Here is a 13,341-nt window from a genome sequence, read left to right as displayed (position 1 = left end):
GGATGGCTTATTGCTCCCCCCGCGGAAAGCGTTCGCCTAAAGTGAAAATTAGCCATGTATTATCAAGTTTTTCAAGAAGGTCGCAAGTGAAATTTTTTCGGGACACGAAGGTATGTATTATAGAGAAAATATGATATTATCGATAGATGATAATAGTATGAAAGAAAGCAGGAACCATTATGACAGAAAAAAGAAATAAATTTGCATTATATATACTAATGTTCAATATGTTTATCGTAATGTCAGGGATAGGAATTGTTATCCCAGTAATGCCTTCATATTTGGAGACTTTTGGCGTCGCTGGGCAAGCATTAGGATTTATCATTGCTTCCTATGCTTTAGGACAATTTATATTTTCACCATTAGCTGGTGAACTATCCGATAAATACGGAAGAAAAAAATTAATCATTATTGGTTTGATCGTCTTCTCCTTATCACAATTATGGTTTGGTTTAGCCACAGACGAATGGATGCTCTATATTGCAAGGTTTATGGGGGGAGTTGGCGGAGCATTTTTAGTACCAGCTACTATGGCATTTGTCGCTGACTTAACAAGCCTTGAAGATCGTGGAAAAGGCATGGGCTACATTGGGGCTTCCATGTCATTAGGCTTTATGATAGGGCCGGCTATCGGAGGGTTTTTAGCAGGTGTAAGTTTATCCTTTCCATTTTACATGGCTGCAGTTGTATCTTTTCTTTCCGCAATAGTCTCCTTAGTTATCTTGCCTGACATTAAAAATGTAATTAGTGAACTAACACCTACTATTAAAAAACGTGAAAATATCCTTTCACAGATGAAAAGCTCTATATACACGCCTTACTTTATGATGTTATTTATCATTTTTGTTTTCTCATTTGGAATTGCTAACTTCCAATCAACCTTTTCATTGTATGTAGATCACAAATATGATTATAGTCCTCAACGAATCGCTGCTATTTTAACTGTGGGTGGATTTGTAGGGGTAGTTATCCAAACTGTTGTGATAGACCGACTCTTTAAACGCTTTGGCGAATTAAATGTTATTCTTGTTAACTTAGTGGTTGCGGCTGTATCATTAGTACTTTTCTTTTTAGTAGACTCTTTCTGGCTTATTTTATTTTTAGCAACTGCCTTCTCAATTGCTACAACATTGATTCGTCCAGCTGTAAATACAATTGTCTCTAAACTTGCTGGCAATGAACAAGGGTTTGCTGCTGGTATGAACAATGCGTATATGAGTTTAGGTAATATGATTGGTCCGGCTCTAGCAGGTATTTTATTTGATGTGAATATCAACATACCATTTGTAGTCGGTGCAGTAATCTTAATCTGTACTTGGGTTATCACTCTTGTCTGGGTTAAAAAGAAAAATCCAGTCATTTTATAACATAAGTTATTTTAAAGCTCACAATAAAAGCGCAATGGAGGTACATCTCTTCCATTGCGCTTTTATCTATCTTTTTTTCTTTTCTCTCACAAGCTTTTCCATATTACTGGTCGTTTTTGTAGCGGGAGAAGTTGCTTCTTTTTTATTTTTTCTAAAAGGTGCTATAAGCTGTTTAAATCCAAATCTCCTAATTGTTATGTCTATAAACAATAGGATGATTGCCGCCAAGATTAAAAACTGTCTTATAGGTTGCTTTTCCGAGCTAGTCATACCGATATCTCGAAATACCTCTGCTGGTTCACTTAAAAGTTCTCCATCAGTTCTACTAGTGATTAACTGAAGGTTTTGTACATTTGGCTGTTGAACCTTATATTCTTCACTGTAGGGAATGGATATCCCTGCTTGATAGATAGCATCCTTCTCATTAGAAACTCGGAAAAATACTAGTCCCGGCTCGCTCTCAACCGTAACTCTGGATTTTCCAGGTGCCAATGGTTCGGAGGTTACAGCTAACTCTTCCCCTTTTTCATTAACTGCTGCCACCTCGATAAAGGATGAGCTTCCCGAAGGATCTGTCACCGTATAACTTCCATCGGTAGATTTTTGAATGGTAAAAGGTACTTCACTATAAGATGGAAGCATTCTAGAAATAGCTGTGTTCCAAAAATCACCCCAATTATTCCAACGTGCAAAATCTCCGCTCCAAGCACCCGTAGAATCAGAAGTGAAGGCAAGAGTTCTTCCTAAGCCATACATCCATTCAGCCAAAACTGGGTCTTCCTTCTCGCTCTGAGCTATTACACTTGCAGTTTGCTTGGCAGTAGTTGCTATATATGCATTCATCTGTGGAACACCATCAACGAACAGACTAGACCATGCAGGGTCTCCATAAATGGTAGGATAAAATGGGTTATCCTCTATATAGGTTCTAGAGATGATAGCTGTTTCAGTAGACATAATGGCAGGAATTGTAGATTCATCCTGTACTTCATAAAAAGTTCCGCCTCCCATTTCTGCAAGGCTTTCTAGCAAAGCACGGTCTGCATCCTGTCCAACGGCTACTGTTGAAACAGTAATATTATTCTCTTTTCCCTCTTCGATTAAAGTTTGATAGTCATTAGAGGAACTAGATTGACCATCTGTCAGTAAAATAATATGTTTTCGTTGTAGTTTTAATGGCTGTAACTGCTCATATGCTAGGGCAAGACTTGTATATATCTCAGTTCCTCCACCAGCACCTACAGACAAGATTTTTTCAACAGCTGCTTCTCTATCTTTAAGAGGCTCTGTCTCAATAATTTGCCATGGACGATCATCGAACGCTATGAAGCCTAAATGATCATCATCTCTAAGCATTTCTACTGAACGAGCAGCTGCCTCTTTCGCATATTCCATTTTCGAACCAGACATGCTTCCTGATCTATCCATTACAATAATAAGCCCTAATGAAGGTAATTGTTGCTTCCCTTTAACTTCCATCTCAACAGGTAATAACTTTTCGATTGGAGTTTTAAAATAACCACCTAATCCAAAGCTATTCTGCCCACCCACCATCATAAAGCCGGTACCAAAATTTTTAACTGCCTGCTCAATCACATTCATTTTTTGCTCGCCAACTATGTGTCCTGGCACGTTGTCAAAAATAATTGCATCATACGCAAGATAATTAGATAAATCATATGGAAGAGAGTTTGCGGTGATAACATCTGTTGTAATGGCTTCTTTGTCAATAACTAAAGGAATATTAGTAGAAGTATCCTCATTTGTAACAACCAGTAGCCTTGGAGAACTCTCTACATTAGTTACACTCGTAAGCTTATTATTTTCAATCAAGGCATCCCCCTGAACAATTACCTGTACTTCATATTTTAACAGACCCTCACCCTTGGAGGTGTTGCGGAAAGTATAACTATTAGATCCTTGCTCCAAGGCGACTTGCTCTCTACTTAGTAGTTGATCATTTTGATAAAGTAATAATTCGCCATTTGTAGCCTTAGTCGCTTGGAGTTCTACATTAAGCTGCTGTTGCTCTCCTTCGAAGGCTACAGGAGGTGTTTCAAAGGATGTAACAGCAACGTCCTCCGATGATACTCTCTCAAGCTGTACTACATCTACGGTTACATTACTGCCAGCTATTTTCATAAGCTCGTCTGCTATAGTTCCGCTAGTCTCAATTCCGTCTGTAAATAGAACAATTCTTGTTGCTTTGTTTGGTTCTATTATTCCGGTTGATAACTGTAACGCTCTAGCGATATCGGTGTTACCTGGTGATTTCATAGGACTAAAAACAGGAAGTTTTATTTCCTCATCAGTCAGGGGTATCTCCGTTTGAAAATCCTCTGCAAATGTATATACGCCTACTAAATGTCTATCTTTTCGAGAATCTAAGCTTGCTTCAATCCATTCACTTACCTGCTGATCAGTTCCTTGTACTGAAGCGGAACGGTCAATCAGAAAAACAATCTGTTCCTCTTTAATGGGCAGCAATAAATAAGGATTTGTAAGACCCAGCACTAAGCAAAATATAGCAAGCACTCGTATAAAGAAGACAGTCCTTCCCTCTTTCCTCAATATATTTTTGTCCTTTTTCCATGTCCAAACAAAATAAATGAGAATAGGTACTAATAATAGTAAAAGTAGTGGTTGATCAACTCGTAAATCCACGGCGTCTTTGCACCTCCCACTCGATAACAAACAACAATAATAATAAAACAATTAAAAATGGAACAATGGAATACTTTTCATAGTTCTCATCCTGCTGTTCTACTCCCAGTCCTCCAATAGAATATGAGGAACCTTTTATAATTTCTTTTTCTTTTTGAGATATTGCTACTGAAAAATATTTTTCTTTCTCACCAGAACGTATAACATATAAACCTGGTTTTCTAGGAGCAACAAATGCTCCTCCATTCTCAATAGAATATTCATAAGAATCGTCTAGCGTATAAATTTCCCACTCATTAGTAGCGCTACCTAAGGATTGTGGTTTTCTCTCATTCGGAGTGAAAGATCCTAAATAAGTATTACTATTAGATAGCTGCTCTTTCACACTCCACATAAACAATGGGAAAGAAGGACTTAACGGCCAATCTGTCATTTGTATATCGGAAAGTACAATAATATCTCCCCTTGGAGAGATCTGTATAAAGGGCTGCTCAGCAACTGTTGCTATCGTTTTATAGCCCTCCACACCCGGATATACGCTACTTACATAGATATCCGAAAGGTCAGCAAAGGAAAACAAAGGGTGATCATCCGTTTGAACAGTTCCATTAACCTCTACAGGATTTTCATCATTCCTTCCGATAAATAAGGCAGGTCTTTCTAATTGATCTACTAAGCTAAATTGATTAGTAACTAGAATTCCCTCCTCCTTCACTAGGCTTACCTGTTCAGCTGGTATACTACTCATGTCAACACCAAGTGATTGAAAGGCAGTGCGTACCAAAGTGTGAAGAGAGCTATCTATGAAAATCTTAGAGAGTTGATCCTGCAAGAACACGGTCATCTCGTTATCCATGAGATAATCGTCTTCCACATCTATAGTTGCCTTCAGAAAAATTGCCTCCTGTAACTCATCAAAGGAAAGGGTGACTGTTTCACCCGCAGGCAATCTAATGGATTCTTTAACCAATTCACCTTCTCCATTTGACAAGGTTAAGGACACTGTTTGCTCTTCTCTATTTTGACTAGCTAATTGGATCAAGGCTGAAGTTCCATTTTTCATCTTGGTTGCCCCAAGGCGTTTGATAGATATGTTGGATACTTCCTTAGTTTGACCGATTACATTCCAGCTTACATTTTCATATTGTAACGGCAAGGTCTGACGATCTATCTGATCTGTAAACACATATACCGAAGTAGCTTTATTTTGAAAAAAGGATTGAGCAAAATCCAAAGTTTTTGAAAGATTCTCATCCTCATAAGTCACTTCTAACTTATTTATTACTCTTTTAATTTCATTGATATTCGTTTCCTGCCTTAAAGCTGCGACAGGTTCATTTCCCGTAGTAATAAGTGTCAATGGCTTTCCAGATAACTGTTCAACCAGATCGAGCATTTCCTGCTTATGTTTGTTAAATAAGATAGCGTCATCCACGTTAACCTCCATCGTGGCAGAAGTATCCACAATAAAGACAATTTGCTCACCAGCAAGTGCTTCTTTTTTCAAAAAAGGTTGAATAAGTGCAATTACGAGCAAAATCATTGCTAACATTTGCAAATAAAATAACGCATTACGTTGAAGATGCTGTAAATAAGGAGAGGCCTTTGTCTCTTTCATCACTTCATCCCAAAAAAGAGTTGAGGAGACAGATTGCTTTTTATATTTCTTTCGAAAAAAGTAATATAATAGAACGGCAATCGGAAATATTACTGTCCATAAATATGGTAATTGACTAAAACCCATATATACTCACCTCATTGCACCCAATTTGCTCGTAGTAATTGATGAAATATTACATGAGAGATACCTTCATCTGCATTTACCTGTAGAAGTCTCACTCCGAATTTACTACAAATATTCTCTAAACCACGCTGATGTAACTGATGTTCTTGTTCGTATGTCTCTATTACTCTAGATGACATAGAAATATTTAATCGCTGAGAAGTTTCTACATCCTCTAGTTGAATATCTCCAGAATAAGACGGAACAAGTTCCTCATTTGTGACAACTTGTAAAATTCGTATATCTCCAGCAAAACGAGGTAGCTTTTGTATAAGAGATTTTAATGTTTCCAAGTCTTCTAGGCAATCTGTAATAAGGAATAATACCGTACTGTCTTTAGGTAGAAATGAGACGGCGTTTTTTGCAAAGGAGTCTGCCATGGTAGGCTCTTCTAAATCAGTTATTACTTGGGTAAATGCTTTCCGGTAGGTTGCTCCTTTTCTTCTAAAAGGTAAATTTTTATCATTAGTAACGGCAGCAAATGATAATCTGTCATCTCTTTGGAGTACAAGAATTCCTAAAGAAGCTGCTAACTGTCTTGCAAAATTCCACTTTAGAGGATCACCCATCGACTTAGATGAGTCTAATAAAATATGTACTCTCATTTCCTGCTCATCTAAAAAACGCTTAATAAAGTATTTATCTGTCCGAGCATAAACATTCCAATCGATTTGGCGAACGTCATCTCCTGGTGTATATTCTCGGAAATCAGAGAAATCTAGAGAAGCACCAAATCTTTGCGAGCGATGAGACCCTTTATGTTGCCCGCGTAGTTTAGACTTGGTTGCTAAAGACAAGCGACTTAGCTTTCCGCTCCAATCCTTTGGGATTAAATATTCTTTACTCATACATTTTGTCCTTGCTTAACTGTTTGTAGAATAATTTCTATTAAGTCATCCGCGCTTTTACCTTCCGCTTCTCCCTCATAATTAAGCAGCAAACGATGCCTTAAAACTGGTTTTACCACTGTTTTAATATCTGCTATAGAAACATGATAGCGCCCTGCTACTAGGGCACGTGCTTTCGCCAATTTTATAAGGCTCTGTAAACCACGAGGTCCACTTCCATATTGAACATATTGCTGTACCTCTGAAACTACAGAAGATTCTGGGTGAGTGGCAGCGATAATATCTACCGCGTACTCCAACATATCATCAGCTATCAATACTTCCTTCACCATTTGCTGTGCTGTCACAATATCTTGTGCATTCATTATTTTACTCAACTCAATAATTTGGCTTCCAGTAGTTCGCTTAGAAATTTCCATTAACTCTTCCTTAGTTGGGTAAGAAACAATTATTTTACATAAAAATCTGTCCATTTGTGCTTCTGGTAAGGGATAAGTCCCTTCCATTTCTATTGGATTCTGAGTAGCTAACACAAAAAATGGTCTATCCATCTGCTTAGTTTCTCCAAGCACAGTTACTGTTTTCTCTCCCATTGCTTCTAAGAGAGCACTTTGAGTCTTAGGAGTAGCTCGGTTAATTTCATCAGCTAACACCATCTGACTAAATATTGGCCCCTTTTGAAAATTAAATTGCTGTTTTCCATTCTCTAATCGTTCAATCATGCTCGTACCTGTAATATCAGATGGCATTAGATCTGGCGTAAATTGAATACGTGAGAAAGAAAGGTCAAGCACTTCAGAAATGGTACGAATGAGCATAGTTTTACCTAGTCCAGGCAATCCCTCTAAAAGAGCATGACCATCTGCTAAAACACAATAAATTGAAAACTCTACTGCCTCTTTTTGGCCAACTATAAATTGACCAATCTCTTGGCGCACTTCCTCTAATCTTTTACTCATATTCATATAGTCTTCAGTTGTTAACTCCATAGTTTCCTCCATTAGTTATTATTTTCTACGGACGAGAAGTAATCCTGAACAATCCGCTGTAAATCAGAAGGTAGTTGCATTCGTTCTGAGCTTTTCAAATAGGAATCTGAATATTCATTAATAACTTCTTCATAAGGTTTGGCTGTGCCTCTAGTAGTTGGCGCCTCCGCTGGTTCTTCGCTAGAGAAATTTCCTTCACCAAGATTTCCACCATCTATAGTAGTTTCTCCAGTGCCCCCAATTCTTGATGGAATCGATAACAGATCTCTTCCTCCAGAACCTTTACCAGCCCCCGTACCTTGGCCTTGACCTTGGCCCTGACCCTGACCCTGGCCTTGACCCTGACCTTGACCTTGACCTTGACCTTGACCTTGACCCTGACCCTGGCCTTGACCTTGACCTTGACCCTGGCCTTGACCTTGACCTTGACCCTGGCCTTGACCTTGACCTTGACCCTGGCCTTGACCTTGCTGATTCTGACCTTGTTGGCCTTGTTGACCTTGCTGATTCTGACCTTGTTGACCTTGTTGATTCTGACCTTGTTGACCTTGTTGCCCTTGTTGATTATTAGAACTAGTATTAGGACTGTTATTATTAGAATTCTGATTACCTTGTGCTACATTATTTGATGAAAACGGAAGCTTTTTACCCATTTTGCTAAGAGTAGACTGCGCAGTGGCAGAACTTCGAGATAATGCGCTATTCGCTGTTTCCAAGGAAGCAAGTTCTTTCTGCTCTTTCTCTGACAAAGCTGAACTTTCTTTACCTTCATTGTTCGCTAATTCTTTCTTTTCCTCTAATTTTTGTTCCTTTAATGCAAGTTCCTTCTGTTTTTTTATTAATTCTCTAAGTGCTTCTTCGGCCAATTCAGTATTTTTCAGTTTCTCTTTTAATTCCTCTAAGTCTTTTTTTACTGACTTAGCTAATTCTTTTTTCTCTAATTTTTCTACTTCCTTCTTAATGTCATTGATCACTTGCTTTTCTTGTTCAATGTCCTTTGCCTCTAACTGCGTGGTAGCAGGAAATGATGCTAATAAAAACACCACTGCAAGGGAGATTAAAAAGCCTATGGACCACCTAGCCTGAAAATAATGCTTTTCTCTTTTTTTAAATTTATCCAAAGCTTCCTGGCCATTCTTTGCTGCTTTTTGCAAAACTCCTTGAGCAAGTGGAGAATTATTATTTAAAAATGATTCGGCAGTTAAAAGGACATTATCAGAAAAAAAAGAATCCAATTTATACAATGCTGTTTCTTTCGTAGGTCTCTTCCAAAAAGCTCTTCCTAAAAGAAGAAAAAATACAATACCCGCTAAAGACCAGGCATATATTGTGTAATAGGGAAAAACAAATAAGCGAGATACTAGTAGAATTACAGCAACAGAAAGAAAGGCGTAAAACAAAGCTCCTTGTAACATTTTAAAATAATGCTCTGTTGTAAGGCTGCGTTTTGCTCTTTTAATCCATAGCAATAATCTGTTTCTGTTCTCCATTTATTTTCCTCCTTACTTATATTTCTTCATATTAACCCGCAGTTTCTTTACTGCTATAAAGATTGTTAAAACCGTTAGCAAAACATAAAAAATTGCATATCCAGCCCAAATTGGAAAATCTATATTTGTAGTTTGGCCTATAAAGTCTGTTGAACTAGACATTGTTAAATTGATCATTAGTATAACCGGGTTAATCGTTGCAAAAAAATGGGCAATGGGTTGAGGAGTCGTGGCCAATGCCCCAGTTGCCAAGCTATTCATTCCTGTAAGAACGAGATAAATGAAACCTGTCACCCCAGCTAGAAAAATCATCGTACCATATGTTGCAATCATCGACACAATCGTTTTTCGAATAATTGTAGAATACATAATTCCTATTCCACCAACCGCCAACATAGTTAAAAAGAAAAACAAAAATATTAGTCCGAGCTGCCCTGGTGAAACTCCACCGAATAGAAAAACAAAGCTATACACTGGTAAGCCCGCTACTAACAGTAATAGCAAGAATGCAATCGATGATGACAATTTACCCATAATAATTTGAAAAGAAGTTTGCGATGTTGTTAATAATATGTTCAATGTTTGTTTCTCTCGCTCCGAACTGATAGCACCCGCCGTGAGACCCGGAGTGATAAAAAGTATCAAACCGAGCTGGATATAAGTAAGCATTACAAACATGAAAAAGCTTTCCTCGGGTCTAAAATAACCTGTGCCCGTAAAAGAGGTCGTTAACAGGATAAAACCAAACACAAAAATAGACATAGCAATAAGATAAAATAGGATTCCTGTGAAACTTTTTAGAGAGCGAAAACGTAATTTTATCTCTTTAATAAGCACTGGATTACTTAATGCTTGCTTCATCTTATTTCGCCCCCTTTGTAATTTCCATAAAGACATCCTCTAAATCTGTCTCTGTTTCTGCAAATGATATAACCTTTATTTCCTGTTCCACTGCCTTTTTAAGCAGACTAATTTGATCTTCCTCTGTACCTCTATAGTTAAAGGTAATTATATTTTTAACCGGGTCAGTCTCTACTTTAGAGGCAAAAGGATCCTCTTCAAAGAAGGCTGTAGCATTTTCAAGCAAACCTTTCACTTTGACGGTTATATGCCTTTCGCCAGCAAGCTGTGCTTGAATTTCTGACACCGAACCATGGGCAATCAATCGGCCTCCGTCAATGACTCCAATCTCGTCACACATTTCTGCAAGCTCTGGCAATATATGAGAGGAGATTAAGATTGTTTTCCCCATATCCTTTAACTGTCTTAATATGTCTCTCATTTCGATTCTAGCTCTCGGATCTAGACCAGAGGCTGGCTCATCTAAAATCAAAACCTTTGGATCATGTATCAATGCTCTTGCTAAGCATAAGCGTTGTTTCATACCTCTAGAAAGAAGATCTACATATTCGTATCTTTTATGTGTTAGGTTGACTAGCTCTAATAATTGAGGAATTAGAACCGCTCTCTCTGCTTCCGGTATGCCATAAGAAGCTCCATAGAAGTCCAAATACTCATTTGCCTTTAGTTGGTCGTATACACCAAAAAAGTCTGGCATATATCCAATCTGTTTTCGAACCTCATGTGGCTCTGTTTTAACACTTTTACCATTCACCAGCGCATCACCAGAGGTTGGCTGAAGTAGTGTTGCTAATATGGAGAAGGTGGTAGATTTACCAGCTCCATTTGCTCCAACAAATCCAAAAACAGTTCCCTCTTGTAAAGTTAAATTTAAATCATTTAAAGCATAGAACGAGCCATACTTTTTAGTTAGTCCTTTAATCTCTATCATTACTTAACCTCCCCTTTAATACGTACCTCTGGAAGTCGTGTATATGGATCCCCATTATTGGAATCCTTAATTAATTTATAAATAATTTCTCCATCCTGATTGATATAATCTAATATATTTTCTTTTATTGTAAATCTACTTTCTTCAATAGGCTCATATAGTTCTGTTTTATTGTTTAATAACTCGATAGTATGGGAGTTTCGATCTGTATTAGCTATTTGTAATTGTGTGTAATTTACACCTTCTACAGGAAGATTCTGAGGTAGTTTCCATGACGTAATATACTCACCGTCGTCTAAATACCACTCAAAATTACTATTCTCTACTGGTTCCATATACTTTCCAAAAGAATTTGTTTCAACATTTACCATAAAGCTAGTTGCAGGTAGTGTAAACTCGCCTGATAAAATTGTCTCTGCCTCAAAAGGTTGAATTAGCAAGTTTAGAGAAGACATTTCTACTTTTTTACCTTTTAGTTCAATTGGAACAATATTCTCCTCTACTAATGCAGTAATCGCTGGCTTACCACCAGTTTGTTCAATTAATTTGCTTGTAGAGTATAAGGATTGTTTACGTTGAGTTATTAAATCTTCTTGGTTCATTGTATTTTGTCCCCAATTACCACTAGTATTAATAAAAGGATTAGAAGTTGGGCTTAACATTACGGATCCTAAGTCTTTGTCGACCTGCATTTGTTCTCCAGGTTTTAGGTCTCCTAGCACAATTAGTTTTGAACCGGACCAAATCGAAACTTCTTTAAGAGAAAATGGGAAATTATTAGTTAAAGTACCGGTTATTTTACTGGCCTCCACTTTAAGATCAGAAGCTAGTTGCCCTGCATTTGGAATATAGGTTTCTCCATAAAAAGAAGATACGGACCAATACCCTAAATCCCTGAATGTAAGATCTGAACTGTTGGAACTTTTTTCTAGAATAACATTTTCATGTATATTAGTAGTATTCCCTGTAAAGGAATTAAAATTTCGTTGTGCTACCATAGAAGTTGAATTTGGTGAAGTAAAAGAGAATTCTCCACCCTTATTGCTTAAAATCGATTCGGCATAATAGCCATTTAAACTACCATCTTCATTAACATATAAGAAAGAGGATTGTTGCACTTGAGGTCGAGCGATGCGATCCTTTGCACCATAGCCAAATATCCCAGCCGAAGTTAAAATAGCGATCAATGGGATAATCCCCCAAGCATATTCTCTTTTATCCTTTCGTTTCAAGATAAAGTAAAGAAGCGGACCGACTAGAAGCATATAAATGATTACAATACCAATCATCAGAGGCGTCGAAACTTTAAAAGAAGCAAACAATGAATTTGTCTCTCCAATTTCATAGACTAGCTGATCCTTAAGATTGTTTCCATACATATAATTAGTTGCCTGCGTATTTACAGGCTGCAACACTGCTTTTATTAGCTCTTTATAAACGTCATCTTTTGCAAGAGGTGAATCACCTAAGGAAAAGGTTGTTTGAATAATGGCTCCACTACCTAGTGATTTTTTAGCAGCTATCAATGTCCCATCTAAGTTGATTAAGGGCTGCCCTCCATCTGTTAATGTTGCATCGTGTAGAGTAAGATCTTGTGATAGTAATTTACCACCAGTTATAGTACTAATTTTTTCAGGTGAAAGATTTTTTGTAACTCCTTGCAAATTTAATGGAAGATGTTGAGATAGTAATCCAAGCTCGGCCGATGTATTTTCAGAAGCTCCGACAAGGATATATCCCCCAGAACTCACATAATCAATAAGCGCATTCTGCTGAACTTCTGAAAGATCCGCAAGGACAAATTCATCAATAACTATATAATCCGCCATTTGCCAGGCTACACCCTCTGATGGAAAAATAAAGTTATTTAGTTGACCTAAATGAATTACTTGAGCATTCGATTGCTTTAACTGATTTAAAACAGTTAAACGGTCGGCACTGTTAGACAGTGTCATGTAAAATACAGAAGAAGGATCCATCATGTTAGCTTTAAGATTTTTAGATCCTTTATAATCAATTGACTTTCCTTTTTCCCAGCCACCTTCGTAAAAATGAACAAGTTGAATATTGGAGCCTGAGTATAAGTAATCATCGCTTAAACCAGAAGAAGCTATTTGGAGCGTTTTTGTTTCTCCAGCCCCTATTTCAAATGGTATAGCTTGCCCATTACCTAAATTATAAGATTCAAACATATCAAGAACGATATCCCCCGAAAAGGCATCACCTGAATTTTCCACAGTAATGGTTATAGGAAGTCCTTCCCCATACTTTGCCTTTCCGTCAAAACCAAGATTTATCTTGACCTGTAAGCTTGGAGCTGCTGAGGCATCTGATGGATATATACTAAAAATGATAAAAAGTGCAACGATGACCAAAGCAAACTTGCGTATCTGCATATTTTTTCCCTC

At 37.5% G+C, this 13,341-nt stretch carries 9 protein-coding genes; 1 reads left to right on the top strand and 8 read right to left on the bottom strand.

Annotated features, from left to right (window positions below; translation table 11 throughout):
* The first annotated feature begins 179 nt into the window (after window positions 1–179).
* Entirely contained in the window at window positions 180–1,367 is a 1,188-nt protein-coding gene (locus MHB55_RS06185) for an MFS transporter (protein WP_144537874.1), read from the top strand.
* A gap of 66 nt (window positions 1,368–1,433) precedes the next feature.
* Here MHB55_RS06185 and MHB55_RS06180 read toward each other — a convergent pair whose 3' ends face one another.
* The 8 genes from MHB55_RS06180 to MHB55_RS06145 are packed head-to-tail and all read right to left on the bottom strand — an operon-like array spanning window position 1,434 to window position 13,329.
* The gene (locus MHB55_RS06180) at window positions 1,434–4,031 is read right to left on the bottom strand and encodes a VWA domain-containing protein (RefSeq protein ID WP_340862838.1); all 2,598 of its coding nucleotides are present in this window, start codon (window positions 4,029–4,031) and stop codon (window positions 1,434–1,436) included.
* Complete coding sequence (locus MHB55_RS06175; protein ID WP_340862837.1) at window positions 4,015–5,775, bottom strand: vWA domain-containing protein; 1,761 nt, start codon at window positions 5,773–5,775, stop codon at window positions 4,015–4,017. Before MHB55_RS06175 ends, MHB55_RS06180 begins: the two co-directional genes overlap by 17 nt.
* A gap of 11 nt (window positions 5,776–5,786) precedes the next feature.
* Window positions 5,787–6,662 carry a DUF58 domain-containing protein gene (locus MHB55_RS06170; RefSeq protein WP_340862836.1) on the bottom strand — a complete coding sequence of 292 codons (876 nt, stop codon included), beginning with the start codon at window positions 6,660–6,662 and terminating at the stop codon, window positions 5,787–5,789.
* A complete protein-coding gene (locus MHB55_RS06165; protein ID WP_154311215.1) occupies window positions 6,659–7,651 on the bottom strand; it encodes an AAA family ATPase in 993 nt (330 codons plus the stop codon). The genes MHB55_RS06170 and MHB55_RS06165 overlap by 4 nt, the downstream gene beginning before the upstream one ends.
* A gap of 11 nt (window positions 7,652–7,662) precedes the next feature.
* Window positions 7,663–9,141: a hypothetical protein gene (locus MHB55_RS06160; protein WP_340862835.1), complete on the bottom strand. Its 1,479-nt coding sequence runs from the start codon at window positions 9,139–9,141 to the stop codon at window positions 7,663–7,665.
* A gap of 12 nt (window positions 9,142–9,153) precedes the next feature.
* Window positions 9,154–10,002, bottom strand: coding sequence for an ABC transporter permease (locus MHB55_RS06155; protein WP_144537863.1), 849 nt, complete (start codon window positions 10,000–10,002; stop codon window positions 9,154–9,156).
* Between the two features lies 1 nt (window position 10,003).
* The gene (locus MHB55_RS06150; RefSeq protein WP_340862834.1) at window positions 10,004–10,933 is read right to left on the bottom strand and encodes an ABC transporter ATP-binding protein; all 930 of its coding nucleotides are present in this window, start codon (window positions 10,931–10,933) and stop codon (window positions 10,004–10,006) included.
* Window positions 10,933–13,329, bottom strand: a complete 2,397-nt coding sequence (locus MHB55_RS06145) for a hypothetical protein (protein ID WP_340862833.1) — start codon at window positions 13,327–13,329, stop codon at window positions 10,933–10,935. Before MHB55_RS06145 ends, MHB55_RS06150 begins: the two co-directional genes overlap by 1 nt.
* Between the last annotated feature and the right edge of the window lie 12 nt (window positions 13,330–13,341).

The organism is Psychrobacillus sp. FSL K6-1267, assembly GCF_038003265.1.
GTDB classification, from domain to species: Bacteria; Bacillota; Bacilli; order Bacillales_A; family Planococcaceae; genus Psychrobacillus; species Psychrobacillus faecigallinarum.
The sequence above is the reverse complement of the archived record's forward strand: the minus strand, read 5'-3'. Positions and strand labels throughout refer to the sequence as shown.

Coding starts and splice junctions, on each gene's coding strand:
- MHB55_RS06185 (WP_144537874.1), top strand. CDS start 180: ATGACAGAAAAAAGAAATAAATTTGCATTATATATACTAATGTTCAAT.
- MHB55_RS06175 (WP_340862837.1), bottom strand. CDS start 5,775: ATGGGTTTTAGTCAATTACCATATTTATGGACAGTAATATTTCCGATT.
- MHB55_RS06170 (WP_340862836.1), bottom strand. CDS start 6,662: ATGAGTAAAGAATATTTAATCCCAAAGGATTGGAGCGGAAAGCTAAGT.
- MHB55_RS06165 (WP_154311215.1), bottom strand. CDS start 7,651: ATGGAGTTAACAACTGAAGACTATATGAATATGAGTAAAAGATTAGAG.
- MHB55_RS06160 (WP_340862835.1), bottom strand. CDS start 9,141: ATGGAGAACAGAAACAGATTATTGCTATGGATTAAAAGAGCAAAACGC.
- MHB55_RS06155 (WP_144537863.1), bottom strand. CDS start 10,002: ATGAAGCAAGCATTAAGTAATCCAGTGCTTATTAAAGAGATAAAATTA.
- MHB55_RS06150 (WP_340862834.1), bottom strand. CDS start 10,933: ATGATAGAGATTAAAGGACTAACTAAAAAGTATGGCTCGTTCTATGCT.
- MHB55_RS06145 (WP_340862833.1), bottom strand. CDS start 13,329: ATGCAGATACGCAAGTTTGCTTTGGTCATCGTTGCACTTTTTATCATT.